At 71.3% G+C, this 26,981-nt stretch carries 20 protein-coding genes, 1 tRNA gene and 2 pseudogenes; 21 read left to right on the top strand and 2 right to left on the bottom strand.

Annotated features, from left to right (window positions below; genetic code table 11):
* Nucleotides 1-225: 225 nt before the first annotated feature.
* The 9 genes from ACZ4IF_RS31300 (at nucleotide 226) to ACZ4IF_RS31260 (ending at nucleotide 15,332) form a co-directional block, all read left to right on the top strand.
* Nucleotides 226-822: a small secreted protein gene (locus tag ACZ4IF_RS31300; protein ID WP_467568801.1), complete on the top strand. Its 597-nt coding sequence runs from the start codon at nucleotides 226-228 to the stop codon at nucleotides 820-822.
* Between the two features lie 376 nt (nucleotides 823-1,198).
* On the top strand, nucleotides 1,199-2,716 hold the full coding sequence (locus ACZ4IF_RS31295; RefSeq protein ID WP_467568798.1) for a DUF7059 domain-containing protein: 1,518 nt from the start codon (nucleotides 1,199-1,201) through the stop codon (nucleotides 2,714-2,716).
* A gap of 215 nt (nucleotides 2,717-2,931) precedes the next feature.
* A complete protein-coding gene (locus ACZ4IF_RS31290; protein WP_467568796.1) occupies nucleotides 2,932-5,211 on the top strand; it encodes a serine/threonine-protein kinase in 2,280 nt (759 codons plus the stop codon).
* 110 nt (nucleotides 5,212-5,321) lie between these two features.
* The gene (locus tag ACZ4IF_RS31285; RefSeq protein WP_467568793.1) at nucleotides 5,322-5,519 is read left to right on the top strand and encodes a hypothetical protein; all 198 of its coding nucleotides are present in this window, start codon (nucleotides 5,322-5,324) and stop codon (nucleotides 5,517-5,519) included.
* Between the two features lie 237 nt (nucleotides 5,520-5,756).
* The gene (gene topA / locus ACZ4IF_RS31280; RefSeq protein ID WP_467568790.1) at nucleotides 5,757-8,570 is read left to right on the top strand and encodes a type I DNA topoisomerase; all 2,814 of its coding nucleotides are present in this window, start codon (nucleotides 5,757-5,759) and stop codon (nucleotides 8,568-8,570) included.
* A 113-nt stretch (nucleotides 8,571-8,683) separates the two neighbouring features.
* Nucleotides 8,684-11,959 (top strand): dTMP kinase, encoded by a 3,276-nt coding sequence (tmk, locus tag ACZ4IF_RS31275; protein ID WP_467568787.1) that lies wholly within the window; start codon nucleotides 8,684-8,686, stop codon nucleotides 11,957-11,959.
* 279 nt (nucleotides 11,960-12,238) lie between these two features.
* A complete protein-coding gene (locus tag ACZ4IF_RS31270) occupies nucleotides 12,239-13,444 on the top strand; it encodes a DNA polymerase III subunit delta' (protein WP_467568785.1) in 1,206 nt (401 codons plus the stop codon).
* Between the two features lie 120 nt (nucleotides 13,445-13,564).
* On the top strand, nucleotides 13,565-15,148 hold the full coding sequence (locus ACZ4IF_RS31265) for an alpha/beta hydrolase (protein ID WP_467568782.1): 1,584 nt from the start codon (nucleotides 13,565-13,567) through the stop codon (nucleotides 15,146-15,148).
* Between the two features lie 107 nt (nucleotides 15,149-15,255).
* Nucleotides 15,256-15,332, top strand: a tRNA-Thr gene (locus ACZ4IF_RS31260).
* Nucleotides 15,333-15,456: 124 nt separating this feature from the next.
* Here ACZ4IF_RS31260 and ACZ4IF_RS31255 read toward each other — a convergent pair.
* Nucleotides 15,457-17,085, bottom strand: a complete 1,629-nt coding sequence (locus tag ACZ4IF_RS31255; protein ID WP_467568780.1) for a tyrosine-type recombinase/integrase — start codon at nucleotides 17,083-17,085, stop codon at nucleotides 15,457-15,459.
* Nucleotides 17,082-17,774, bottom strand: coding sequence for a helix-turn-helix domain-containing protein (locus ACZ4IF_RS31250; RefSeq protein ID WP_467568778.1), 693 nt, complete (start codon nucleotides 17,772-17,774; stop codon nucleotides 17,082-17,084). Before ACZ4IF_RS31250 ends, ACZ4IF_RS31255 begins: the two co-directional genes overlap by 4 nt.
* 94 nt (nucleotides 17,775-17,868) lie before the next feature.
* Here ACZ4IF_RS31250 and ACZ4IF_RS31245 point away from each other — a divergent pair, with 94 nt between their 5' ends.
* The 12 genes and pseudogenes from ACZ4IF_RS31245 to ACZ4IF_RS31190 form a co-directional block, all read left to right on the top strand.
* Complete coding sequence (locus tag ACZ4IF_RS31245; RefSeq protein WP_467568774.1) at nucleotides 17,869-18,108, top strand: hypothetical protein; 240 nt, start codon at nucleotides 17,869-17,871, stop codon at nucleotides 18,106-18,108.
* 233 nt (nucleotides 18,109-18,341) lie between these two features.
* Nucleotides 18,342-19,652 (top strand): DUF3631 domain-containing protein, encoded by a 1,311-nt coding sequence (locus ACZ4IF_RS31240; RefSeq protein ID WP_467568771.1) that lies wholly within the window; start codon nucleotides 18,342-18,344, stop codon nucleotides 19,650-19,652.
* A 396-nt stretch (nucleotides 19,653-20,048) separates the two neighbouring features.
* On the top strand, nucleotides 20,049-20,975 hold the full coding sequence (locus ACZ4IF_RS31235; RefSeq protein ID WP_467568768.1) for a DUF2637 domain-containing protein: 927 nt from the start codon (nucleotides 20,049-20,051) through the stop codon (nucleotides 20,973-20,975).
* Nucleotides 20,976-21,320: 345 nt separating this feature from the next.
* A complete protein-coding gene (locus ACZ4IF_RS31230; RefSeq protein WP_467568978.1) occupies nucleotides 21,321-21,905 on the top strand; it encodes a MobC family plasmid mobilization relaxosome protein in 585 nt (194 codons plus the stop codon).
* Nucleotides 21,902-23,558 (top strand): annotated as a pseudogene (locus ACZ4IF_RS31225) (relaxase/mobilization nuclease domain-containing protein). Before ACZ4IF_RS31230 ends, ACZ4IF_RS31225 begins: the two are co-directional and overlap by 4 nt.
* Nucleotides 23,559-23,720: 162 nt before the next feature.
* Nucleotides 23,721-23,987 carry a hypothetical protein gene (locus tag ACZ4IF_RS31220; protein ID WP_453276785.1) on the top strand — a complete coding sequence of 89 codons (267 nt, stop codon included), beginning with the start codon at nucleotides 23,721-23,723 and terminating at the stop codon, nucleotides 23,985-23,987.
* Nucleotides 23,956-24,489 carry a DUF6879 family protein gene (locus tag ACZ4IF_RS31215; RefSeq protein WP_467568766.1) on the top strand — a complete coding sequence of 178 codons (534 nt, stop codon included), beginning with the start codon at nucleotides 23,956-23,958 and terminating at the stop codon, nucleotides 24,487-24,489. Before ACZ4IF_RS31220 ends, ACZ4IF_RS31215 begins: the two co-directional genes overlap by 32 nt.
* Before the next feature lie 15 nt (nucleotides 24,490-24,504).
* A complete protein-coding gene (locus ACZ4IF_RS31210) occupies nucleotides 24,505-25,353 on the top strand; it encodes a helix-turn-helix domain-containing protein (protein WP_467568763.1) in 849 nt (282 codons plus the stop codon).
* Nucleotides 25,354-25,526: 173 nt separating this feature from the next.
* Nucleotides 25,527-25,934, top strand: coding sequence for an ATP-binding protein (locus tag ACZ4IF_RS31205; RefSeq protein ID WP_467568761.1), 408 nt, complete (start codon nucleotides 25,527-25,529; stop codon nucleotides 25,932-25,934).
* 157 nt (nucleotides 25,935-26,091) lie between these two features.
* The gene (locus tag ACZ4IF_RS31200; RefSeq protein WP_467568757.1) at nucleotides 26,092-26,244 is read left to right on the top strand and encodes a hypothetical protein; all 153 of its coding nucleotides are present in this window, start codon (nucleotides 26,092-26,094) and stop codon (nucleotides 26,242-26,244) included.
* A 184-nt stretch (nucleotides 26,245-26,428) separates the two neighbouring features.
* Nucleotides 26,429-26,563: a hypothetical protein gene (locus ACZ4IF_RS31195; protein ID WP_453276789.1), complete on the top strand. Its 135-nt coding sequence runs from the start codon at nucleotides 26,429-26,431 to the stop codon at nucleotides 26,561-26,563.
* A 243-nt stretch (nucleotides 26,564-26,806) separates the two neighbouring features.
* A pseudogene (locus ACZ4IF_RS31190) lies at nucleotides 26,807-26,974 on the top strand (ATP-binding protein); the annotation flags it as partial.
* Nucleotides 26,975-26,981: the final 7 nt, after the last annotated feature.

Below are 26,981 nucleotides of genomic sequence, written 5' to 3'. Positions count from 1 at the left end.
CGGGCCCCCCCGGCGTGGTCACACAAGCCCGGGCCCCCCCCCCGCCCCCCCCCCCCCCCGCCGCCCCCCACCCCCCCCCCCCCCCCCCCCCCCCGCCCTGTGCGTGTTCGCGCCCTCTTCGTGAGCCTTCTCTCGCATGGCATAAAAGGCGCTATTAGCCTACTTAGCGGACATTCGGACTGGGGTTGCCGGCCGTGTGGCGTGTATGTTCCGGGGCCGAGGGCCATGGAAGGGACCAATCCGGTGAACAAGAAGCTCACGGCCGCACTGTCCGGCGGTGCGGTACTGATACTGGCGCTGTCCGGATGCAGCAGCGACGACGGTGAGAACGACAAGCTGAACGCCTGGGCCAAGCAGGTCTGCGGCGCGGTGCAGCCGCAGGCCAAGAAGATCGAGGCCGCCAACGCCGCGATCCAGAAGGAGACCTCGGACAACAGCGCACCGGCGGACGTCAGGAAGACGGACTCGCAGGCCTTCCAGGACATGGCCGACGCCTACAAGGCGATCAGCGACGCGGTCGACAAGGCCGGCGCGCCGAACGTGGACGACGGCAAGACCAAGCAGACCAACGCCGTCAAGGAGCTCAACGACCTCTCCGCGGCGTACGTCGACCTGAAGAAGCAGGTCGGCGAGCTCGACACCAAGGACCAGGGCAAGTTCGCCGAGGGCCTCAAGGACATCGCGACGCAGCTCAACAAGCTGAGCCGGAGCGGCAACGACGCGCTGAAGAAGCTCGAGGAGGGCGACGTCGGCAAGGCGATGGCCCAGCAGCAGAGCTGCAAGTCCGCGTCCAGCGGCGCCACGGCGGCCGCCAAGAGCTGACCCCGGACGACGATCGGGACGGCGATCGTCCGACCGACCGTAAGACGGCCCGGTACGCGCGCGTACCGGGCCATCGGCATGGGTCCGCGAGCCGGTGTCCGGGGCCTGCGGGGAGGCCTGGGGTGCCCCGCCCCGGGTGCCGCCGCCGGTGGACCGCGTCGCCCGCGACCGTCGGCACCGTGGGCCGCCCGCGACCGTCGGCACCGCACTCCGCCGCGGCCGTAGCCCGCACGACGTCCGCAGCCGTCGGCACGCACCGTCCGCAGCCGTCGACGCGCACCGTCCACAGCCGTCGGCACGCACCGTCCACAGCCGTCGGCGTGGGGCCGTCCACAGGAGTGCGTGCCGGGCGGCGCGAGCGGACACAATGGGAGGCGTGAGTAACACCAGGCTGTCACCGTTGCCCTCGTCCGACCACGTCGATGTCGCCGCGCGGCTGCGGGACGCCCTGCTCGGCGCCTCCTTCACCGCCGACGGACTGCTCGACCTGCTCGGCGCCCCCGCGTACGCGGCGCTGGCGCGCAGCGAGACCGTCCCCGCGCTCCGGGCGACCCGCGGGGACACGCCGCTGGAGACGCTCGTACGCCTCTTCCTGCTCCAGCAGCCGGTGCCGCACGCGCGCGTGACGGACGTGCTGCCGGTCGAGGAGTGTCTGGACAGCGGCTGGCTGACCCGGGTGGGCGCCGACGAGATCGCCGCCACCGTGGACGTCCGCCCGTACGGCGGCCCCGGCGGCGAGGACTGGTTCATCGTGTCCGACCTCGGGTGCGCCGTCGGCGGCGCGGGCGGCATCGGCAGCCGGGACGAAGGCGTCGTGCTCGGCGTCGGCGGGGCCTCCACCACCCTCGCCGGCATCACCGTCCGCATGCCGGTCGCCTCCGCGCTCGACCTCGGCACCGGTTCCGGGATCCAGGCCCTGCACGCGGCGCAGCACGCCACGCGTGTGACGGCCACCGACCTCAATCCCCGCGCACTGCACATCACCGCGCTCACGCTCGCGCTGTCCGGTGCCCCGGCGGCCGATCTGCGGGAGGGCTCCCTCTTCGAGCCGGTCGGCGACGAGACGTACGACCTGATCGTCTCGAACCCGCCCTTCGTGATCTCCCCCGGCGCCCGGCTCACCTACCGGGACGGCGGCATGGGCGGGGACGACCTGTGCCGCACGCTGGTTCAGCAGGTGGGCGACCGGTTGAACGAAGGGGGGTACGCCCAGTTCCTGGCCAACTGGCAGCACGTGGAGGGCGAGGACTGGCAGGACCGGCTGCGTTCCTGGGTGCCGCGCGGCTGCGACGCGTGGATCGTGCAGCGCGAGGTCCAGGACGTCACGCAGTACGCCGAGTTGTGGCTGCGGGACGCGGGCGACCACCGGGGCGATCCCGCCGAGTACCAGGCGCGGTACGACGCATGGCTGGACGAGTTCGAGGCGCGCAAGGTCAAGGCCGTCGGATTCGGATGGATCACGCTGCGCCGGACGTCGGCCGCCGACCCCTCGGTCACGGTCGAGGAGTGGCCGCACCCCGTCGAGCAGCCGCTCGGCGAGACCGTGCGGGCGCACTTCGACCGCGTCGACTTCCTGCGCGCCCACGACGACGCGGCTCTGCTCGCGGGCCACTTCAGGCTGGTGGCGGAGGTCGTCCAGGAACAGGTCGGATTGCCGGGCGCGGAGGACCCGGAGCACGTGGTGCTGCGTCAGCACCGCGGAATGCGCCGGGCCACCAAGGTGGACACGGTCGGTGCGGGCTTCGCGGGCGTCTGCGACGGCACGCTGAGCGCGGGCCGGATCCTCGACGCCATCGCGCAACTGGTGGGCGAGGACCCGGTGTTGCTGCGTGACCGGACGCCCGCGCAGATCCGGCTGCTGGTGGAGCAGGGATTCCTCGAGCCTTCCGTGTGAGAGTCCGTCACCCCGGCGGCCGCCCGTGCCGTCGGGACGGCGGAGGCGTAGCTCCTGAGGCGCATTCGCACCCCTGAGCCACATGTGCCCGTTCTGGCGGGATTGGACAGGATTGGTCCGCAAAAGGGCTCCTGTCGGTGGTGCGTGCGAGGCTACCTTCAAGAGACGGATTCCACGCGTCCTCGGGGGAGGCGCGCTGTCTCGGGGGAGGCGTGATGGGGGATACGCCGGATCAGGGTGCGGGCCGGGTCGTCAATGGCCGATATCGGCTGCTGCGGACGCTCGGTGCGGGCGGCATGGGGCGCGTATGGCTCGCGTACGACGAGGAGTTGGCCTGCGAGGTCTCCATGAAGGAGATCGCGCTGCCCGACGCCCCGGTGGACGCGGCCGAGACCGCGCAGCGCATCGCGCGGGCGCGCAGCGAGGCCCGGCACGCGGCACGCCTGCGCGGTCATCCCCATGTGGCCACCGTGCACGACGTGGTGGTGCACGAAGGCCTGCCGTGGATCGTCATGGAGTACGTGCCGGACGCGGTCGACCTCCAGGCCGTCGTCCGGCGGGCGGGTCCCCTGGCGCCCGCGCAGGCCGCCCGGGTCGGGCTCGCCGTGCTCGACGCGCTGACCGCCGGACACCGGATCGGCATCCTGCACAGGGATGTGAAACCGGCCAACATCCTTCTGGCGCCCGACGCTTCGGGCGACCCCTACGCGCGCGTGCTGCTCACCGACTACGGCATCGCGCTCCAGCCGGAGTCCCGCGAGCCGCGGCTCACCGCCACGGCCGGCATCCTCGGCACACCCGGATACCTGGCTCCCGAGCGTGCCCGCGGCGAGCCGCCCACCCCGTCCGCCGACCTCTTCTCCCTGGGCGCCACGCTGTACGCCGCGGTCGAGGGCCGGGGTCCTTTCGATCGCCATGGCGAGTACGCCACGCTGACGGCCCTGCTCGCGGAGGAGCCCACCCCGCCGCTCCGGGCCGGCGAACTGACGCCCGTCCTCAGCGGATTGCTCGTCAAGGACCCCGTGCGCAGGTCTTCACCGGAGACCGTCGGGCGGGGGCTGGAGCGGGTGCTGCGCGGCTCGTCCGGTGCGGGGCCCGGTGCGTCCCCGGGGTGGGGAGAATCGCCCGAACAGGCACCGGTGCGGGGCGAATTCGGGCCCGCCGCGGGGTCCTACGGCGGCGCGTATCCCGGCCATCCCGCCGGTCCGTACGCGGACCGGCCGAGCGGACCGTACGGCGCCCCGGCGGGAGGGTCGTACGGCGCTCTGGCGGGAGGCCCGTACGGCGCCCCGGCGGGAGGGCCGACGCCGAACACCCCGGGCGTGCCGCGCACCCCGGAAACCCCGCACACCCCGGGGGTGCCGCCTACGCCGAACACCCCGCAGACGCCGGGCGATCCGGCTGTCCCCGTGACGGGCCCGGCATCCGACACCCCCGCGGCGGGCGGCCCCGTCACACCGGGCGGTCCGCCGGGACCCGGCCATGGCGGCTCGTCGCCGTACGCCGTCTGGAATCCGCCGGCCCAGCAGCCCGCGTACGGCGGTTCCGGCAATCCCTACCTGGGCGATGGTCCCGCCGCGGCGCCCGCCGCCCGGCCGGGCCGCAAGAGGCCGGCCGCCGTGATCGTCCTCGTCGCGGCCGCCGTTCTCGTGATCGCGGGAAGTGCCTGGGCGGCCGTGTCGCTGAGCGGCGGCGACGGGGAGAGGAAGGGCGCCGTCGCCAAGAAGGGCCCGTCCGCCACGGCGAGCACGCCGCAGTCGGCGGGGCCGGTGTACCCGTACGGAGAAGAGGCGGGCCTCACCGACCCGTTGCAGGCCGGTGACTGCGTGAAGGCGGTCTGGTCGGGCACACCGTTCGAGTCGGTGCCGAACCTGGGCGTGGTGGACTGCGCCGAGGACTGGCCGGACGGCCAGGTCGTGGCCGTCGACACGGCCGGCGACTACGCCGACGCCCGCGCCGCGGGCGCGACCCGCTGCGAGCGGCAGACCCGGCCCGTGGCCACCGCCCTGCCCGACGCGGGCTCCTACGCCCTCGTGCCGACGAAGGCGGGCTTCACCGCGGCGGACGGCGGTACGGCATGTCTCGTACTCGGCAGGCATGTCCCCATCGGGGGCGAGCTGGCGCGGTTCCGGGACCAGGACATGGACCTGTACGCCGCGCAGATGGCCGTGGGCGACTGCTGGACGTACGTCGACAAGGGGGACGACAAGTTCGCGTCCCTCCTCACGGACTGTGCACGGCCCCACACCGACCAGGTCGTCGGATTCGCCACCGCACCCGAGGACATGGAGTACAAGAAGGGAATCGACAACGGCGGAAAGCTCTGCAGCAACAAATTCGAGTCGAGTTGGGCGCCCGGTCCGGAGCTGAAGATCTACGGATGGCTGGGCGACGAGGAGGATTGGAACGACGGGTTCACCACCATCGTGTGCACCGTGGGCCGCGCCGACGAGAAAAAGACGAGCGGAAAGATACCGACGCCCGGCACCGTCTGAGCGGGCCAGTGGGACGCCGGACGCCCTGCGTTCACCGTGGGTTCGCACGGGCGCTTCCGGGGCGTGCCAGCCTCCCGATCCGGAGCATCCGGGGGCGGAAGGACGATCTCATGGAAAGCGGACCGGCGATCTTCGTGGGAACGGTGTTCGCCCTGTTCGGAGGCGGACTGCTGGCCTGGACGACGGTCCGGGTGCGGCACGGCGAGCCCGTCGCCCACGGTGTGAACCGCGTCGCATCGACGGCCCTCGCGAGCATCGCCGGAGCAGGTGCGCTGGCACTCGGGATGTGGTGTTTTACGCGCGCGTGAGCACACCGGTTCCGGTAACTGGGAGGTCACACTCCGGATAAGCCGAAAAGACCTGGTCGGCACTCCGGGCGGCAGGAATGGCGGTAGTCGGGTTACCGTTCGAGTGGCCGTTGCGGGCTTTTCCCGTTTGACACGGGGGCGGGATGTACCGTCACACTCCGCAGCGTCAGCACGACCCGACCCTCGGGAGCGAGAACCCGGGGAGCCCCCCCGCGTCGACCGGAGAGAAGAGCGAAGTTGTCCCCGACCAGCGACACCGCAAATGGCGGCCGCCGACTCGTCATCGTCGAGTCGCCTGCCAAGGCGAAGACGATCAAGGGCTACCTGGGCCCCGGCTATGTCGTCGAAGCGAGCGTCGGGCACATCCGTGACCTTCCCAACGGCGCCGCGGAGGTGCCCGAGAAGTACACCGGCGAGGTGCGCCGCCTCGGCGTGGACGTCGAGCACGACTTCCAGCCGATCTACGTGGTCAACGCTGATAAGAAGGCCCAGGTCAAGAAGCTCAAGGACCTGCTGAAGGACTCCGACGAACTCTTCCTCGCCACCGATGAGGACCGCGAGGGCGAAGCCATCGCGTGGCACCTCCTCGAGGTCCTGAAGCCCAAGGTCCCGGTCAAGCGCATGGTGTTCCACGAGATCACCAAGGACGCGATCCGCGAGGCCGTCGCCAACCCGCGCGACCTGAACAAGCGCATGGTCGACGCCCAGGAGACCCGCCGCATCCTCGACCGCCTCTACGGCTACGAGGTCTCGCCCGTCCTGTGGAAGAAGGTCATGCCGCGGCTGTCGGCGGGCCGCGTCCAGTCCGTGGCGACCCGGCTCGTCGTCGAGCGGGAGCGCGAGCGCATCGCCTTCCGCTCCGCCGAGTACTGGGACCTGACCGGCACCTTCGGCACCGGCCGGGCCGGCGACCCGAGCGACCCGTCCACCCTCGTCGCACGCCTCGCGACGGTCGACGGCAAGCGCGTCGCCCAGGGCCGCGACTTCGACTCGCTGGGGCAGCTCAAGAGCGCGAACACGCTCCACCTCGACGAGGCGAACGCCCGCGCGCTCGCCGCCGCCCTGGAGAACACCGACTTCTCGGTCCGCTCGGTCGAGTCCAAGCCGTACCGCCGCTCGCCGTACGCGCCGTTCCGTACGACGACGCTCCAGCAGGAGGCCTCGCGCAAGCTCGGCTTCGGGGCCAAGGCCACCATGCAGGTGGCGCAGAAGCTGTACGAGAACGGCTTCATCACCTACATGCGTACGGACTCCACGACCCTGTCGGACACGGCGGTCGCCGCCGCCCGTGCGCAGGTCACGCAGCTGTACGGCGCCGACTACCTGCCGGCGCAGCCGCGTACGTACGCCGGGAAGGTCAAGAACGCGCAGGAGGCGCACGAGGCGATCCGCCCCTCGGGTGATCGTTTCCGCACGCCCGCCGAGACGGGGCTGACCGGCGACCAGTTCAAGCTGTACGAACTGATCTGGAAGCGCACCGTCGCCTCCCAGATGAAGGACGCCACCGGAAACAGCGTGACGGTGAAGATCGGCGGCACGGCCGCCGACGGCCGCGACGCCGAGTTCAGCGCGTCCGGCAAGACGATCACCTTCCACGGCTTCCTGAAGGCGTACGTCGAGGGCGCGGACGACCCGAACGCCGAGCTGGACGACCGCGAGCGCCGGCTGCCGCAGGTCAACCAGGGCGACCCGCTCTCCGCCGAGGAGATCACGGTCGACGGGCACGCCACCAAGCCCCCGGCCCGCTACACCGAGGCCAGCCTGGTCAAGGAGCTCGAAGAGCGCGAGATCGGCCGCCCGTCGACGTACGCGTCGATCATCGGCACCATCCTCGACCGCGGCTACGTCTTCAAGAAGGGCACGGCGCTGGTGCCGTCCTTCCTCTCCTTCGCCGTGGTCAATCTCCTGGAGAAGCACTTCGGGCGGCTCGTCGACTACGACTTCACCGCCAAGATGGAGGACGACCTCGACCGCATCGCACGCGGCGAGGCCCAGGCCGTGCCGTGGCTGAAGCGCTTCTACTTCGGCGAGGGCGACGCCACGGGCGCCGCCGAGGCCGGGAACGGCGACGGCGACCACCTCGGCGGCCTCAAGGAACTCGTCACCGACCTGGGCGCCATCGACGCCCGCGAGGTGTCGTCCTTCCCGGTCGGCAACGACATCGTGCTGCGTGTCGGCCGCTACGGCCCGTACATCGAGCGCGGTGAGAAGGACGCCGAGAACCACCAGCGCGCCGACATCCCCGAGGACCTCGCCCCGGACGAGCTCTCCGTCGAGCTCGCGGAGGAACTGCTCGCCAAGCCGAGCGGCGACTTCGAGCTGGGCACCGACCCGGTCAGCGGCCACCAGATCGTCGCCAAGGACGGCCGGTACGGCCCGTACGTCACCGAGGTGCTCCCCGAGGGCACCCCGAAGACCGGCAAGAACGCCGTCAAGCCGCGTACGGCGTCGCTGTTCAAGTCGATGTCCCTCGACACGGTGACGCTGGAGGACGCCCTCCGGCTGATGTCCCTGCCGCGCGTCGTCGGTGCGGACGCCGAGGGCGTGGAGATCACCGCGCAGAACGGCCGCTACGGGCCGTACCTGAAGAAGGGCACGGACTCGCGCTCCCTCCAGTCCGAGGACCAGCTCTTCACGATCACGCTCGAAGAGGCGCTGGAGATCTACTCCCAGCCCAAGCAGCGCGGCCGCGCGGCCGCCAAGCCGCCGCTGAAGGAGCTCGGCGAGGACCCGGTCAGCGGGAAGCCCGTCGTCGTCAAGGACGGCCGCTTCGGCCCCTACGTCACCGACGGCGAGACCAACGCGACCCTGCGCTCGGGTGACAGTGTCGAGGACATCACCCCGGAGCGCGGCTACGAGCTGCTCGCCGAGAAGCGCGCCAAGGGCCCGGCCAAGAAGACCGCGAAGAAGACGGCCGCGAAGAAGGCGCCCGCCAAGAAGGCGCCCGCCAAGAAGACGGCGGCCAAGAAGACGACGGCTTCGAAGACGGCGGCCAAGAAGACCCCGGCCAAGAAGACCGCCGCGAAGAAGACGGCGGCCTCCGAAGGCTGAGACCTGGGGGCCGCGCCCCGGACACGCGTACGCCCCTACACCATCCGGTGTGGGGGCGGCCGTATGTTCGGGCACCCCTTCGGGGAGTCAGCGGGTCCGGATAGGCTTGCAGGATGACGCGAGCCGAGCAGCCAACGGCCCACCATCCCGCCCCCGACGACGCCCTGGTCGCGGACTCCCGCGAGCGTGCCGTCCGCGCGCTGCTGCGCCAGCCGCAGCTGAAGCGACTGTGGAGCGCGCACCTGGTGGGAGGTGTCGCGGACGCGCTGGCCCTGCTGGTGCTCGTCGTCCTGGTCCTCCAGGCGGCGATCAGCGAGGGCTCGTTCGGCGGTGGTTATCGCGGTGCCGCCCTCGCCGTGGCAGCCGTCTTCGGCGCCCGCATTCTCGCCACGCTGCTCTTCGGAGCCGTGCTCCTGGGGCCGCTCACCTCGCTGACCTCGCCTGACGGGCCGCTCGACCGGCGCTGGACCATGGTCGGCGCGGACGCGCTGCGGGCCGTGCTGCTCATCATCGCGCCGCTGTGGATCGACTGGACCCCGGAGGACGCGCTCGCCGTCCTCCTCGTCACCGCGTTCGTGACCGGGACCGCCGAGCGGTTCTGGACGGTGTGCCGGGAGAGCGCGGCCCCCGCCCTGCTGCCCGCGCCGCCGCCGGAGGGCGCCTCGGTGCGCCCGCTGCCCGACCACATGGACGCGCTGCGGCGCCTCTCGCTGCGTACGGCGTTCCTGTCGGTGCCGCTCGCCGCCGCCACGCTCGTCGTCGCGTCGCTGGTCAACAACCTGCTGGGCGCCGGGATCGTCTGGTTCGACCAGCACCAGGCGGCGCTCGCCTCGTACGTCGCGGCCGGACTGTTCGCCGCCTCGCTGTCCGTGCTCACCTTCCTCGAACTGCCCGACGCGCGCACCCCGCGCGCGCGGTCACCCCTCGAAGGACTGCGCCGCCCCAAGACCGGCACCGGCGTCGACAAGGGCCGCACCGGGGCGATCCCGCTGCTCGTGCTCGCCTGCGCCGCGGTCGCCGGGGCGATCTCCGCCGCCGTCGCCGTCTGCGTGCTGCACGCCAAGGACCTCGGCGGCGGCCCGGTGACGTACGGGCTGCTCGTACTGGCCCTCACCGGAGGCGTCGTCGTCGGCATCCGTACGGCGCCGTCCGTGCTGCCGTCGCTGTCCCGGCGCCGGCTGCTCGCGCTGGCCATCGCCTGCACCGGCGTCGCGCTGCTCGCCGCGGGCCTCGTCCCCGACGTCACCACCGTGCTGCTGATCCTCGCCCTCGCGGGCATCGGCGCCGGCATCGCCGCGAACACCGGGCACACCCTCCTCGATCAGGAGACCGAGGAGTACCGGCGCCCCCGCACCACCGAGCACCTGCACGCCGTCGTACGGGTCTTCGTGGCACTCGGCGTGCTGATGGCGCCCCTGGTGGCCGCCGCGATCGGCCCGCACCGCCTGGAGAACGGCAAGTTCGTGTTCGCGCACGGTGGCGCCGCCTTCACGCTGATGCTCGTCGGCGCCCTGCTGCTGCCCGTCGCCGTGGTGGTGCTCGCCAAGGTCGACGACCGCTCCGGAGTGCCGCTGCGGCACGACCTGCGTGACGCGCTGCGCGGCGGCGACGACCCGGCCCAGACGCCCGCCACGAGCGGCTTCTTCATCGCCCTGGAGGGCGGCGACGGAGCCGGCAAGTCCACCCAGGCGGAAGCGCTCGCCGAGTGGATCAGGTCCAAGGGCCACGAGGTCGTGGTCACCCGGGAGCCGGGCGCCACCCCGGTCGGCAAGCGGCTGCGGTCCATCCTGCTGGACGTGTCGTCGGCGGGCCTCTCGCACCGCGCCGAGGCCCTGCTGTACGCCGCCGACCGTGCGGAGCACGTCGACACCGTCGTGCGGCCGGCCCTGGCGCGCGGTGCCGTCGTCATCTCCGACCGGTACATCGACTCCTCGGTCGCCTACCAGGGCGCCGGCCGCGATCTGTCGCCGACGGAGATCGCCCGCATCAACCGGTGGGCGACGAACGGACTCGTTCCGCATCTGACCGTCCTGCTGGACGTGTCGCCCGAGGCGGCCCGCGAGCGGTTCACCGAGGCTCCGGACCGGCTGGAGTCGGAGCCCGTCGAGTTCCACACGCGCGTGCGGTCCGGCTTTTTGACCCTCGCCGCCGCCGACCCGGGGCGCTACCTGGTCGTCGACGCCGCACAGGAGCCCGAGGCGGTCACCACCGTCGTCCGGCACCGGCTCGACATCATGCTGCCGCTGTCCGAGGCCGAGGTGAAGGCGCAGGAGGAGGCCCGCAAGGCGGCCGAGGAGGAAGCCCGGCGCAAGGCCGAGGAAGAGGCCGCCCGCAAGGCCGAGGAGGAGCGGCTGGAGCGTGAGCGCCAGGAGCAGCTCGCCAAGCTCCGGGCCGAGGAGGAGGAGCGCAAGCAGCGCGAGCTGGAGGAGGCGCAGCGGCGCGAGGCCGAGCGCCAGGCAGAGGAGGCCCGACAGCGCGCCGAGGACGCGCGCCGTCGTGCCGAGGAGGAGCGGGTACGGCGGCTCGCCGAGGAGCAGGCCCGTGCCGCCGAGGAGGAGCGGCTGCGCAGGCAGGCCGAGGAGGAGGCCCGGCTGAGGGCCGAGGCGGAGGCGCGCCGGCTGGAGAAGCAGCGGAAGGCCGAGGAGGCCTTGCTGCGGGCCGAGGAGGCCCGGCGGGCGGCGACGCAGGCCGCGGCCGCCTCGACGGCGGCGGCTGCCACCGCGGAGGCAGCGGCCTCGTCCGTGGCTCCGACCGTCTTTCCCTCCGCCGCCCCGGAGACGTCGGCCGCGTCGCCGGGCACGCGCCCGGGAGCAGTTCCGGACAACGAGACGACGGTCCCCACCCCGGTGGTGACCCCGTCGAACGCGTCGGACGGATCGCGGGCGCCGGTGCGGGACGAGGAGGACCGGTCCGCCGGTTCGCGCGCCGAGTCCGGCTCCCGCTCCGACAGCGAGGAGACGGCGAAGCTGCCGAAGCCGCCGGTGCCGCAGGGTGCCGCCGACGAGACGGCCGTACTGCCGCCGGTCACTCCCGGAGCGGCCGACGAGACCGCGGTGATTCCGCAGGTGGCCCCGGGTGCCGCCGACGAGACGGCCGTCCTGCCTCCCGTACGGGAGGGGCGCGCCGGTACGCAGGCCGGGGACGCGACGGACCGGGTGCCGCCGGGATTCTTCCGGGACGAGCGGCCGGCCCCGCGGGCGGACGGCGCCGACGACCGCACGCGTGAGCTGCCCCAGGTCGACGAGGAGGGCACCGCGCGGCGGCGTCCCCGCTCCGACTGGGCCGAGGAGACGCCGCTCGACGACCTCCCGACCCTGGCGGACGAGCTGCTCGGCCCGCGCGAGGACGAGGAGCGGGACGAGGGACGGGGCGGCCGCCGCCGACGCTGACGGCCCGTGTCCGGCACCGGCACGGCAATGGGCCGGCAGGCGGTCACTGAGGGGGCGGGCGGGGGAGTCCCCCGACCCGCAGGGGCGGACGACCGGTGATGTCGCGAGACGCGCTCTGGCGGGCTGCCGGCAGCGGTCGGCGGGACCGGATCCCGGCGCGGGTGAAGGCGGCGGGCGGGGCGGCAGCCCGGGACGATCCGTCCCGGGCGGGACCGAATGTCAGTGGCGACCCGCACAATGGACGCGGCAAGGCAAAGTGCGACGAAAGGGCGGTGCCCCGTGCCCGTGTGGGACGACCTGGTGGGTCAGCAGAAGGTGAGCGAGCAGCTCGCCGCCGCCGCCCGGGACGCCGACGCCCTCGTCACGGCCGCCGCCGCGGACGCTCCGCCTCCCGAGGCGTCCAAGATGACGCACGCATGGCTGTTCACGGGCCCGCCCGGCTCCGGCCGTTCCACGGCGGCCCGGGCGTTCGCGGCGGCGCTCCAGTGCGTGAGCCCCGACCGCGCGCTCGGCGGAGTCCCCGGCTGCGGCTTCTGCGACGGCTGCCACACGAGCCTGGTGGGCACCCACGCCGACGTGGAGATCGTCCGCACCGATCTCCTCTCCATCGGTGTGAAGGAGACCCGTGACCTGGTCCGCCGTGCCCAGATGTCGCCCGCGGGGGGGCGCTGGCAGGTCATCGTCCTGGAGGACGCGGACCGCCTCACGGAAGGCGCAGGCAATGTCCTGCTGAAGGCCGTCGAGGAGCCCGCTCCCCGCACGGTCTGGCTCCTGTGCGCCCCGTCCGTCGAGGACGTCCTGCCCACCATCCGCTCCCGCTGCCGCCTGCTCACCCTGCGCACCCCGCCGGTGGACGCGGTCGCCGACATCCTCGTACGCCGCGACGGCATCGAGCCCGACGTGGCGGCCGCCGTCGCGCGCGCCACGCAGGGCCACATCGGACGGGCCCGCCGTCTCGCCACCGATCCGCGCGCGCGGGAGCGACGGGCCGCCGTCCTCAAGCTCCCGCTGCGGGTCGGCGACGTCGGCGGCTGCCTCAAGGCGGCCCAGGAGCTGATCGACACGGCCTCCGAGGATGCCAAGCAGCTCGCCGAGGAAGTGGACGTGAAGGAGACGGAGGAGCTGAAGACCGCCCTCGGTGCGGCCCAGGGCGGCCGCATGCCGCGCGGCACCGCCGGCGTCATGAAGGAGCTGGAGGACCGGCAGAAGCGGCGAAGAACGCGTACGCAGCGCGACAGCCTGGACCTGGCCCTCACCGACCTCACCGGGCTCTACCGCGACGTACTGGCGCTCCAGCTCGGCTCCCGTCTGGCCCTGGCCAACACGGAGGTGGAGGACACCCTGGAGCGGCTGGCCCGCGCCGGCACCCCGGAGTCCACGCTGCGCCGCATCGACGCGATCGCCGCGTGCCGGGAGGCCCTCGACCGCAATGTGGCTCCGCTGCTCGCGGTGGAGGCGATGACCATGGCGCTGCGCGCGGGCTGAAGCCGCCCGGCGGGTGCGCCCCGGCCGTCGGAAGCGCAGGATGAGTTGACGGAGTCACTCGTACGAGGCTCAGTCGCCACTGAAGGTGATCGATCGATCGCTCAGGGTTAGGCTCGCGAGATGTACATGAGGCGCACTCATCGGTCGTCCCGGCCCCTCCTCGCGGGGGGCGTGCTGCTGGCCGCCACCGCGCTGCTCGTCTCCGGCTGCTCCTCCGGGAGTTCGTCGGCGGCGTCCACGACGAAGGTGACGGCGCTGGCCGCGTTGCCGAGTTCCACGCCGTCCGGGCTGTCGAGGTACTACGACCAGAAGCTGAGCTGGCGCAGCTGCGGTGTGCCCGGCTTCGAGTGCGCCACGATGAAGGCCCCGCTGGACTACGCGAAGCCGGATGCGGGTGACGTCAGACTGGCGGTCGCCCGCAAGAAGGCCACCGGGCCGGGCGCACGGCTCGGTTCGCTCCAGGTCAACCCGGGCGGGCCGGGCGGCTCGGCCATCGACTACCTCCAGTCGTACGCAGGTATCGGTTACCCGGCGGACGTCCGCGCCCGCTACGACATGGTCGCCATGGACCCGCGTGGTGTGGCCCGCAGCGAGCCGGTCGAGTGCCTCACCGGGCCTCAGATGGACACGTTCACGCAGACGGACACCACCCCGGACGACAAGAAGGAGACCCAGCAGCTCGTCGACGCGTTCAAGAAGTTCGCCGAGGGGTGCGGGGCGCGCTCCCCGGAGCTGCTGCGGCACGTGTCGACGGTGGACGCCGCCCGTGACATGGACATCCTTCGCGCGGTCCTGGGCGACAAGAAGCTGAACTACGTGGGCGCGTCGTACGGGACGTTCCTCGGCGCGACGTACGCGGGCCTCTACCCGGACCGGGTGGGGCGGATGGTCCTGGACGGCGCGATGGACCCGTCGATCGACGCACGCCGGCTGAACGAGGACCAGACGTCCGGGTTCGAGACGGCGTTCCAGTCGTTCGCGAAGGACTGTGCCCAGCAGAGCGACTGTCCGCTGGGCGACGCGGGCACGAGCCCCGAGCAGATGGCCAAGAACCTGCAGGCGTTCTTCCAGGAGCTCGACAAGAAGCCCATCCCGACGGGCGATCCGGACGGCCGCAAGCTCGGCGAGGCGCTGGCGACGACCGGTGTGATCGCGGCGATGTACGACGAGGCGGCCTGGCCGCAGCTGCGCGAGGCGCTCGGCTCGGCGATGAAGGACGACGACGGCGCGGGCCTGCTGGCCCTGGCCGACAGCTACTACGAGCGCGACGCGAACGGCAAGTACGCGAACCTGATGTTCGCCAACGCCGCCGTGAACTGCCTCGACCTCCCGCCCGCCTTCGAAAGCCCCGACCAGGTGGAGAAGGCCCTGCCCGCGTTCGAAAAGGCGTCCTCCGTGTTCGGCGAGGGGCTGGCCTGGGCGGCACTGAACTGCGGGTACTGGCCGGTGCGGGCCACCGGTGAGCCGCACCGCATCGAGGCGAAGGGCGCGCCCCCGATCCTGGTGGTCGGCACGACCCGGGACCCGGCGACGCCGTACCGCTGGGCCCAGTCCCTCGCCTCCCAGCTCTCCTCCGGGACCCTCCTCACCTACGTCGGCGACGGCCACACCGCCTACGGCCGCGGCAGCAAGTGCATCGACTCCGCGATCAACCGCTACCTGCTCGAAGGCACCCCTCCCGCCGACGGAAAACGCTGCTCGTAGCACTGCCGAACGCCCCCGCCGACCGCGTGCGGGGGCGTGTGCGGAGCACCCCCGGAAACTGTGTAGACTTACCGACGTTGCTGATCGCACCATAGTGCGCACAGCGCGCCGCCTTAGCTCAGATGGCCAGAGCAACGCACTCGTAATGCGTAGGTCTCGGGTTCGAATCCCGAAGGCGGCTCCACCAAACCCCAGGTCAGATAGTCGCTGACCTGGGGTTTTCTGTTGCCCGGGGCATGGCTCGTCACACGGCCGGAGTGCCGTGGGATGGCTTGCGTGAGCGATGCGTGAGCGGAGCGGCGCCGGACCTACTTCTCGGGCTTCCGGCGCTTGGCCTTCTTCTTCGCCTTGGCCTGGGCTTTCGCCTTGTCGTTGCCCTTGCCGTTCTTCTTGGTTCCGGCCTTCTTCGCAGCCTTGCGGGCCGCTTTCTCTGCCTCGACCTTGCGCTGAAGCGGGACCAGCTTGGCGGTGGCCTCGGCGGCGTTCTTGCCGACCTGGGGCAGGACGCTCTGGTAGATGTCCCGCGTGACGCGGGTGTCGCTGTGCCCGAGGGTGTCCGACACGATCTTGATGTCGATGTCGGCCGCGAGCATGAGGGTGGCAGCTCCGTGGCGCAGGTCGTGAAGCCGGATCGGCGGGAGGCCGGACGCGGCGACGAGTCGCTCGAAGAGGTCGGTCACCTTGCCGGGGTGGAGCCAGGAGCCGTCTTCCTGGGTGAAGACGTGGCCGGTCTCGACCCAGGCCGTGTCCCACTTCACGCGGTCCGCGTCCTGCCGCTCGCGGTGCCGCTTCAGGACGTTGACGGTGTCGTCGTCGAGCGCGACCACGCGGTATCCGCTGTCGGTCTTGGGATCGGATGCCTCGACCTCCCAGCCGTCCTGCACGAGCTGCGCGGAGACCGTGAGGGAGTGGGTGTCGAGGTTCGTCTCCGACCACGGCTGCCCGCACGCCTCGCCCCGTCGCAGACCGCGGAAGGCGATCAGGTGCCACATCGCGTACAGCCGGTCCTCGGCGACGAAGTCGAGGAAGGCGCCGGTCTGTTGGGGCGTCCAGACCATCACGGGCGACGGCTTCTCGCCTGTCTGCTCCCACTTGGCGACCCGCTCGTCCGTCCACACCAGCGCCTTCGGCTTGCGTACCGGATCGATCTCGACATGAGCCGCTGGATTGAACGTGATGATCTGCTGCCCGATCGCGTCATTCAGGGCCGCGCGGAGCGTGGCCTTGACGTGCAGTCGCGTGGCCGGGCCGGTGATACGGCGGAAGGCCGGCATCTCATCGATCGCGGCCTTCATCGCCTTGCGCCGGGCGCGGTTCTCCGCGCCCTTCCACGGCACGGTCGCCAACTCGTTGATCGCGGCTCGCCGTTGGGCGTTGTCCTCCAGGATCTGGGCGTTGGCGTCGCGGATGGCGGTGAACATCTCGCTGAGGTGGCTGACGCGGAGTCGGTCGAGGCGTCGGGTGCCAATGTACGGTTTGAGGTGCACACGGATGTCGGTCTCGTAGCGGCTCAGGCCCGACTTGCGTATGCGCTTGCCCGCCAACCACCGGTCAAGCCACTCGCTCACGGTCAGGCTGCCGATGAGGTCCTGGCCGGCGTTGAGGCGCCGGCGGGTCTCCTCGACGTCGGGCAGGGGAGTCTTCTCGCTGCTGACTTCCGTCAGCATGGCGGCGATCAGTTCCGTGCCCTCGGGATCGTCCGACTCGGCCAGGCCAAGGAGGGCGCGGACGTGGTCGAGGTCGGCCTGGGCGGCCTTGCGGTTGTCGTAGCCACCACGAGCGAAGGACCTACGACTGCCGTCCTCGCGGGGCGGCAGCTCTTGGCGTATGGAGTATGTGCAGTGGTTCCTGCTGTTGCGCTTCGGGCAGGAAGTGCCGAGTTCCTTGCCGGTCTTCGGGTCGCGGCAGGAGCAGCGGCGGTAGGTGGAGCCCTTCAAAGATTTTCCTCCGGGGTGTCGGTTTCGGGTTGACCTGGGTCGACGTCGGCGAATTCGGGTGGCAGGTAGGGGAGCAGGCCGCGGTCACGGCGGATGAAGGAGCGGGCTACGCGTAGGCGTTGCTTGGCCTTGTCGATGCGCTCCAGGCAGGCGGCCTGTTCGCGCAGGGCCTCTGCCTGTTCTGTGGCGCTGGTTGCGTGCTGGACGGCGTACTGCGCGTAGCTCTCGCTGGCCATCGCGGCGTGCGCCTCGCTCAGGGCCTGGATGTGCTCGCGCTGGTAGCGGAGCATGTCGCGGTCGGCCAGGGAGCCTCCGTCCTGGGCGGTGAACCAGCACATGGCCTCCCACGGAGCAGTGCGGTCCTCGTACGGGAGCCGCTGGACCTCGGCGATGTAGCCGATCGGGTAGATGAGGCAGATCGGGTTCGTGTGCAGTGCCCTGGCCAGGACCATGACGTCGACCAGGGGCAGGTTGGCGCGGCGGCCGGATTCCATATTGGCGATGACATTGCGGGGGATCGGGTGGCCGATCTCCTCGCAGCGGTCGGCGAGTTCCTGGGCGCTCATGCGCAACTCCTTCCTTCGGCGCCGGACTTCAGCGGCCACGGTGGCCATGACGTGATCGGCCCACTCGGGGATGTCGTCCTCGTCTTCGGCGTCGTATCCAGCATCGGAATCATGTTGTGTCATGAAGACACATTAGCTTCGCCATCCTGGATTTAGTGCCTGGAGCCGGGCGTGATCGTCACGTTCGCCGAGGGCTGCATCGAAAGGGGCGCACTGCATGCGCGAAGACACGACGGCCGGGCAGGCGAAGGACTCGAAGGGGATGAGCCGGGAGGAACTGCTCGCGCTGCCCGTGGCGGTCGACCTGGACACGGGCAACCGGGCTCTTGGGCTCGGCCGGAGCAAGGGGTACGAGCTGGCGAAGCGTGGCCAGTACCCGTGCAAGGTGCTGCGGCTGGGCAACGCCTACCGGGTGGTGACCGCCGACCTGTTGACCCTGTTGGGCCTGGCGGCGTGAGAGGGCACGTCCGTAGCAAACGCTTCTGCGCTGAGCTGACACAGAAACGCTGGACTGTGGCGGAGCGTGGACGTACTGTCCGTGTTCCCTCGCGGTGTCCGAACGCCCGCGAGAAGAGGGAGAGCCCCCGGCGGTGCAACGCCGGAGGCCCGATGACTCCCCACCAATCCGATGCGAACCGACCCGGCGGCACGGGCATGCCAGCCCGCCACCGCCAGACGAGGAGCCGCCGAGTGCAACCCGAGAACCCCGAGTCCTATTCCGCCTCCGCCAAGGCAACTTGGCCCACACCCGCCATCCCCGGCCAGCCCGGCGCTCACTTGCGCGCGGCACAGGCTGACGGCGCCGATCCGGACCTGAGCGACGAGGCGCCCGCCTGCAGCGCCGATGCGCCGAGCGGGTTGGAGGAGATACCCGATGCGGAGCCGACCCTCGGCTCGAAGCTGCTGGACGAACTGCGTGCGCAGATAGCCCAGTTCGTGGTCCTGCCCTCGCCGGAGGCGCTGGACGCTGTGACGCTGTGGGTGGCGGCGACACACTTGCAGCCCGCGTGGCAGCACGCGCCGCGTCTGGCGGTGGTCGGGCCGGCGAAGCGGTGCGGCAAGTCGCGGTTGCTGGACGTGCTGACCGAGACGGTCCACGAGCCGATGCTCACCATCAACACCACACCGGCGGCCATCTTCCGCTCGATCACCGAGGAAGTGCCGCCCACGCTCCTGGTGGACGAGGCGGACACCATCTTCGGCACCCCGAAGATGGCAGAGAAGAACGAGGAGATGCGCGGCCTGCTCAACGCCGGCCATCAGCGCAATCGCTACGTCACCCGGGTGGTTGGCAACGACCACACCCCGCACCGCTTCGCGACCTTCGCCATGGCGGCCATCGCGGGGCTCGGTGACCTGCCCGACACGGTCATGGACCGGGCGGTGGTGATCCGGATGCGGCGCCGGGCCGAGGGCGAGAAGGTCAAGCCCTTCCGCTCGCGCCGTGACATTCCGGCCCTGCATGATCTGCGCGACCGTATCGCCGCGTGGGCCAGGCCGCTGCTGGACGAGGCCGCGAACCTGGAGCCGAAGATGCCGGTCGAGGACCGTGCCGCCGACACCTGGGAGCCGCTGGTGATCGTCGCCGACCTGGCCGGTGGGCACTGGCCTCGGCTGGCGCGGGTGGCGTGTGCGCGGATGGTCGCCGCCGAAGCGGCGGCCGAGGAGGATCACCCCAGCGGAGCGCGGATCCTCGCCGACATCCGCCGGGTCTTCGTCGCCCAGCGCGAGGCGGACAGCCTCTCCACCGAGGAACTCCTGCACCATCTGCGTCAGGACCCCGAGGCCCCCCGGGCCGAGTGGGGGCGCGGCGGGCTGACCGCCCGTGAGCTGAGCAGGATGCTCCGCGAGTTCGACATCAGGCCCGGCAACGTCCGAATGGCCGACCGGACCCAGCGCAAGGGGTACATGCGCAACAAGTTCCTCGACGCCTGGCGCCGGTACTGCCCCGCAGTCCACCCCGTCGACGCCGACACCGACCCCGGCTTCAGCGAGGGCTGAGCCCCGCGCCCCTGGTTGCCGTACCTGCCGTCCCTGCCGTGATCTCGCAGGTCAAACGGCATGCGGCCAAGACGGCAACCGGGGCCAAGACGGCAACGCGATCATGACCGGCGCGTTGCATGCCCAAGACGCGACCCCGATCCGTCTTGTGCCGTACCTCGCCGTCCTGCCGTATCAGTGCAGGTCACAGCCTTGCCCACCGAGACGGAAGACGCAACGCCACGTCTCGACGCACCGACGTCTTGTTCCGAGTCGGAACAAGACGTCGGCGGCGCCCGCCAGGACGGAGAACCGAGGCGGTTGCCGTACTCGCTCTGACCTGCGCTTGCAACGGCCAAGACGGCAAAGACGCACCACGCCACTACCCCGGGAGTACCCCGCTTGAGGATCCCTCTCATGTCTCGTCGCCCTGACCGCCCGTCCCTGGACGACCACCCCGGCCTGGAGAAGCCGGCGAAGGCGAAGCTGACTGCGGAGCAGTACGTGCTCCGCACGGCCGGCATCGTCATCGTGGCCCTGACCGCACGTGCGTTCTGGCTCTCCTACGCGCACCTGGCCGGGGTTGCCGCCCAGCACGGACTCCGTAACTCGCCGACCCGCCGCTGGGCGTGGCCTGCGACGCTGGACGCGTTCATCGTCGCGGGCGAGGTGCTCATGCTCCGTGCGGCCCTGCGCCGCGTCACCGACCTGTGGGCCATCGGCGTCACCGCCATCGGATCGGTCGGCTCCATCGGGCTCAATGTGGCCGGGGTGACCGGCACGCGCGAAGTCGGCAGCGTGCCGTTGCTCGACTACGTGGTCGCCGCGGTTCCCCCGGCCGCCGCGATGGTGGCCTTCGGCGTGCTGATGCGGCAGATCCACGAACTCGTCGCACAGCCTGCTGCCAGTCATCCGGCCCCCGATTCAGCGCAGGTGCCGCAACCACCAGCCACCACATCCGTCCACCCTGCGAAGCCGTCGGCCACAGCAGCCGGCCAGTGGGCCCACGCTCCGATCGAGCACATCCGGCCCCCCGAGCTACTCATCGAGCCGGCCCGGGCCACGAAGCCACCGGCCGCCGCATCCGTCCAGTCGCCGGAATCGCCCGCCGACACTGCGGCGGGCAAGCCGCGCGGCGGCCGTCCGCCCGGCGCCCCGCTTGAGGTACTCGCGGAGATCGGCCGGGCTGCTGCCGCTGAGCAGGGCAAGCTCACCCGCGCCGTCGTCCGAACAGCAGTTGAGGACAAAGGGCTGACGGTCGGCAGTAAGCGGCTGACCGAGGTGATGGACGTCCTCCGAGCCGAACTCGAGGCCCCAGCCGAGACCCATCGGGCCGGCGGCTGACCGCAACCGCTGCCGGGTGACCGGAACCCTTCCGGTCACCCGGCCCGCCCGTCGCCGCCCCGCGTAACCCGCGATCGTCCACAGCTGTGGATGAGGCGGCAGCCGTCCGAACTCCATCTGATCTCCGCCGTGACCCGCATGCCCTCTCCACCCCTCTCCGGAGAACCGTCCATGACGCACGACCCGCTCCACCCCGAGAACACCTCCGACGAGCCGCTCCCGCTGGCGAAGCCCCCTACGCTGCTGGATCGTTGGCGCCGCGCCTTCGGACGGGCTGCCCCGGGCGGAGCCAGTAGTACCCCGAGTCCGACTCAAGGCCGGATTTCGGGGGCCTCCGCCCCGGGGGTGGCGGAGGAGGCCCAGCGCCAGGGGGCGCAGGACCAGGAGGTCGGGGCCGAGGGCGGCCCCGACCCGGACACGCTGCACGCCGTCCAGCGCGAGACCCTGCGCCCCGTCACCGCCGCCGACACCGCTGAGAGTGTCGGCGGTGAGCCTGCCGTAAAGAGCGTGCAGCCCACCATCCGCCGCTTCACCGGCACCAAACGCGACGAGCGCGTCGGCCCGCTGCGCTTCACTGCCGATCAGCTTGCCCTGCTCCGGGACGCCACCGCCCAGCATGGCTACAAGGGCGAGTCCGGGTTCGCCGCCGACGTCGTCCTTGCCTTCGTCGCCGGCCGGTTCACCGCCAACCTGCCGCTGTCCGAGGACCGCCGCTGCACGCACGTCTTCCGCGCCCAGGCCCTGCGCCAGCTCAACCGGATCGGCGTGAACGTCAACCAGATCGCCCGCGCCCTCAACAGCGACCGCACGCCATCTGACCTCCGTCAGCGCCTGACCGAACTCCACGACCTGCTGGAGCTGATCGCCGAGGCCCTGCGCCAGCCCGCCGAGCTGGCCGAACGGGAAGAAGAAGAGGAGGTGTCCGCGTGATCGCCGCCATCAAACGGGCCGGATCCAACACCCGCGGCCTGCTCGCCTACCTCTACGGACCCGGCGACCACGACGAGCACCTCGACCCGCACATCGTGGCGGGGTTCGCCATGCTCGGCATGCCCGACCCCGGCCGCCACGAGAACGCCACCCTCACCGAACTCGCCCGCTACCTCGACGAGCCCGTACGGCTGCGCAACAGCGAGTTTGGGCAGAAGGTCACCGACCACGTGTGGCACTGCCCCGTGCGCGCAGCGCCCGAGGACCGCTACCTCTCCGACGCAGAGTGGGGCGAGATAGCCCAGCGCATCGTCCAGGCCGCTGGCATCGCCCCCGCTGGTGACGACCTGGCCTGCCGCTGGATCGCCGTACGCCACGCCGACGACCACATCCACATCCTCGCCACCACCGTCCGCGAGGACGGCCGCCGCCCCAAACTCCACGACAGCGGCCTGCGCGTCGGCGACACCTGCCGCGAGATCGAAAAAGACTACGGGCTCAGGCAGTTGAAGAAGGGCGACCGCACCGGCACCCGCCGAGTGGCTCCAGGACCGCATCCGCGCCGCCATCCCGCACGCGACCAACGCCGAGGAATTCATCGCCTACCTCGAAGCCAGCGGCGTCGAGGTCCAGGCCCGGCGCGGCCCGTCGGGCGACCTCCTCGGCTACGCCGTCGGCCGCCCCGGCGACGTCAACGAGGCCGGTGAGCAGATCTTCCACCCCGGAAGCAAGATCGCTCCCGACCTCTCCCTGCCCAAGATCAAGGCTCGCCTCGAATCCAGCCAGCCTGCAGAGCACCCCACCGCCCGCCGCAACAGCCCTAGTACCCCCTGGCATCAGGCCACCGATGCTCTCGACGCCCTCCACGCCGACCTCGCAGACGACACCCACGCCCAAGCCCACATCACTGCCCTCGGCGAACTACTGGAAGCCACCGCGCAGAAAGCCCCGGACACTTTGCGCGTCGAACTCCAGGCAGCCTCCAAGGCGTTCGCCCGAGCCCAGCGCTCCCAGATCCGCGCCGAAGACCGCGCAGCCCACGTACTGCGCAGCGCGGCGCGCGACATCGTCCACACCGCCACCGGCCCCGACGGCAGCGCACTGGCAGCCCTGGTCGCCGCCCTCGTCTGGGCGACCATCGTCGCCGGGCGCTGGCACGAAGCGAAGCACCACGCCCACCAGGCCGACGCCGCCGGCCAGGCCGTTCAGCACCTTCAGACGGCCGCCGACCGCGCACTCGCACCGACGCTCGCCGAACTAACAGCCCGCCCACCAAGGGATCAAGCCCGCAGCGTTCTCGCGAATGACGTACGGGCGGCCGTCCCCGACCACGCCGAGCGCATCCTCACTGACCCGGCCTGGCCGGCGCTCGCCACCGTCCTCGCCGACGCCGAAGCCTGTGGCCACCAGCCTCACCAGCTCCTCACGGAAGCTGCCGCCCAGCGAGAGTTGACCACCGCCCGCCAACCCGCCCGCGTGCTGATCACTCGCATCCAGCACACCGGCCGGAACCCGGCACGCAACCGACTTGCCGAGGCCGCCCGCATGCAGTCGACCATGGCGGGCTCGATCCCGGCCAAGCCGACCCGAAACGATCAGCCTCCAGCGGCCACTACGTTGCCTCCCCAACGGCAGCACCGACCGAGCCGGTAGCCGTCGGGCGGGGTGCGTCCCGCACCCCGCGGCTTCGCGACGGCGAGTCGGCGGCTTCAAGCCAACGTCGCCTCGAACCCGCCCCGCGCCCTTGACGCCCCCCGAACCCTTCGGAAACGTCGCACGCAAGAACACGCAACCCGCTTGATCCGGGAGGGCATCGTGGACCTACAGTTCATCGGGATCGACCCCAACACCGGGGGCGAAGGGTCGCCGACGGTGTGGGTGGAAGAGGAGACGGCAGACCTGGTCCTCCAGGGCATCAAGGCCGAGGAAGCGCTGGAGGCACTGGTCAGCGGTACGGAGTGGGTCGCCGGTCACGCGATGGGAATCCCCGCCCACGAGACGGTGATCCGCATCCCCGCCCGCCTGGTGCCGATTCTGAGGGAGGCGTGCGATGTCGCAGAACGGCGTGCCGAGCTTCGCTGAGCTGCTGGCCGGTACGCGCCGCAGCGCGGTGCATCTGGAGATGCGCGACGCGTACGGAGTCGGTTACGAGGCCGAGGAGTTCGAGCAGTTCAAGCGCACCGGCCACGTCGATCTCGACCCGACGGCACGGTGGTGGCCCGGATGGCTGGGCACCGTACGGGAAGCTGTCGGCCGAGGCGTGGTGATGCGCCGGGCCCGGATCGTGTCCGAGCCCGTCACGGACTACATCCGCTGGGAGCACGCCGCCACCCCGCTGAACGTCGAGGCGGGTGAGCTGGTGCGTTGGCTGCCCCGCCGGCGGGCCGTGGACATTGCCCTGCCGGGAGCCGACGTCTGGCTCTTCGACGACCGCCTGGTGCAGTTCAACATCTTCACCGGGGACGGTGATTGGGCGGATCCGCCCAAGGAATTCAGTGAGGACCCCGCCGTGGTCAAGCTCTGCTCCGATGCCTTCGAGGCTGTATGGGAGCGTGCCGTCGACCACGAGAAGTACACCGTCTGACCCGCACCTCACTCCATGCCTGCCTCCCCCTCCTCCAGCGCCCAGGCAGCCCGTGAAGCGCTCGCCGTGCGCCTGACGCACCTGCGCAAGGACGCCGGCCTCACCGGAAAGGAACTCTCCGCCCGGTGCGGCTGGCACCCGGCGAAAACCACCCGCATCCAAAAGGGCGAGGTGCAGCCCACCGACGGGGACATCCGTGCCTGGTGCGCCGCCTGTGGTGCCGCCGACCAGGCCGATGACCTGATCGCCACGGCCCGTGCGGTCGACTCGATGTATGTGGAGTGGCGCAGGAGCCACCGGACCGGCATGCGCAAGACGCAGGAGGACATCTACGACCGCTACGCGCACGGTGGCGTCACCCGCGCGTACGTGTCCAACGTCGTGCCCGGTTTCTTCCAGACCCCCGCCTACGCCACGGCCCTGATGGAGGCCATCACCGACTTCCAGGGCACCCCCAACGACGTCTCCGAGGCAGTCGCGGCCCGCGTCGCCCGGAGCCGGTTCCTGTACGAGGGCGGGCATCGGTTCGTCGTGCTCATGGAGGAGTGCGTCCTGCGCTACCGCGTCGGCTACGCCGAGACGATGGCCGGACAGCTCAGGCACCTGCTGACCGTGATGCCGTTGCCCTCCGTCTCCCTAGGCATCATCCCCTTCACCGCGCAAAGGACCATGTGGCCGCTGGAGGCGTTCTACCTCCATGACGGCGCACGCAGTGTCGTGGAAACCCTCACGGCCGAGGTCAACGTGGTGCAGCCGCGCGAACTCGCCGACTATCGCAAGGCGTTCGGGGAGCTGACGAAGATGGCCGTTGACGGCAACGCCGCCCGCGCGTTGATCGAGTCGGCGATCAGCGCCCTCGGATGACGTCGCGCAATTCCCCGCAATTTTGTTGAGGCGGAACTCCGGCTCTCCGTACGGTCGTTGGCGTCGCCGGGCAGGTCCAGGCTTCCCCTCGGCGGCAGCGCAGGAGAGTCCCGCTCGCACGCCCCAGTGCGAGCGGGACATCCCAGCCCTGAGGAGACGACCCCGTGAGCGTCATGACCAGACCCACCGCAGTCGGACCGCCCGGCTACACCGAAACCCTTCCCTGCGAGCCCGAGACGGCCCGCCGTGCCCGGAGCCTTGTCTCGGTCGCGCTGAACACCTGGGGCATAGCCGAGCTGGCGGAAGCGGGCACGCTGATCGTCTCTGAGCTGGTGGGCAACGCGGTCCGCCACACCTCGTGCCGTCTGGTCCGGGTGTCCGTCCGGAGAGTCACGGACGATCTCGTACGGATCGGCGTCACCGACAAATCGCACTCCCTGCCGAGAATGGATCTGGTCGCCGGCGGCGATGAGACGGGGCGCGGCCTGGTCCTGGTCGACGCGCTGTCACACCGCTGGGGCTACGACGAAATGCCCTGGGGCAAGACCGTCTGGGCGGAGCTGGCGGTCCCGGCGTGCTGACCCTGCGGCTGCTACCCGAAGACGAGCTCGCGGGCGTCGCCGATCCAGAGCGATGCGTAGAGCTGGCCGTACCCCGCCGCACCGCGGGCACGTTCGCACCCTGCGCCTGACATCCGCCGACCTCCTACGGCTGCGCACGGAAACCGACCTGGCGCTCGTGGACATCCGCACCGAGGTCGTGCGCGCCGAGGCCGCCTGGCACCAACGACTCGGGAAGTGGCACGCCGACGGGCGAGCAGCCGTCGAGGCCGGCGAACCGGACACGGCCCTGCTCTCCCGTGTCCTGGAGCGACTGCGGACCTCCTTGTAGCACCCACAGACCCCGCCCGGTGTGCCGAAGGAAGCCGCGCGCGGTACGGCGCGCGCCCATGTCCGCCCCAGGCGGGCCAGCGACGTCGCGCTGGATCCGCGCTGCCTGGAACCGGCACGGCGGATCCCCTCAAGACCTCTCGCTCCGGCTGAGCGGGAGGAAGCCCAGAGAACAGGAGTGCACCATGCCCGAGACCGTCGTCATCCAGCCCGTCGAGGACGGGTTGCTCGTCTCCCGGAAGTCCATCGCCGCCGCCCGCTCCCGTGCCGAGCAGCCGTCCGACGGTGGTTCGACCGGCGTCTCCGACACCAACGACTGAGCGGAGCCGACAGAAGTGACCGCCTTCTCAAAGGTGGTCGAACGCCTCGGTGGGGACTTCCCCACCGGGGCCTTCGGCCGCACGTACCGCATCTGGCGCGGCGTCGCTGACTTCTCATCCGTCCTGACGTGGGACGACCTCAACACCGTCATCGGCCGGGGACGCCTCGAACCGCCCCGCCTCCGCCTGCACCGCGGCGGAGAACTCATCCCGTGGCAGCGCTACGCCACCGCCGTCACTGCCCGCAGGAACGAGTCGTTTTCCGGGTGGACGAAGACCTTCACGGATCCCCGGCTCTGCGCGGCCATCGTCGACCGGCTCACCTTCAACGGCGCGATCGTCCAGACTGGCACCGAGTCCTACCGCCTCGCTCACACCAAGGCGCAGGCAGAGCGGGCCGAGGCCGGCTGAACAGGCT

The sequence above is a fragment of the Streptomyces sp. NPDC025784 genome (genome assembly GCF_055558435.1).
Note: the sequence above shows the minus strand (reverse complement) of the source record. Positions and strands in the feature narration are given on the sequence as shown.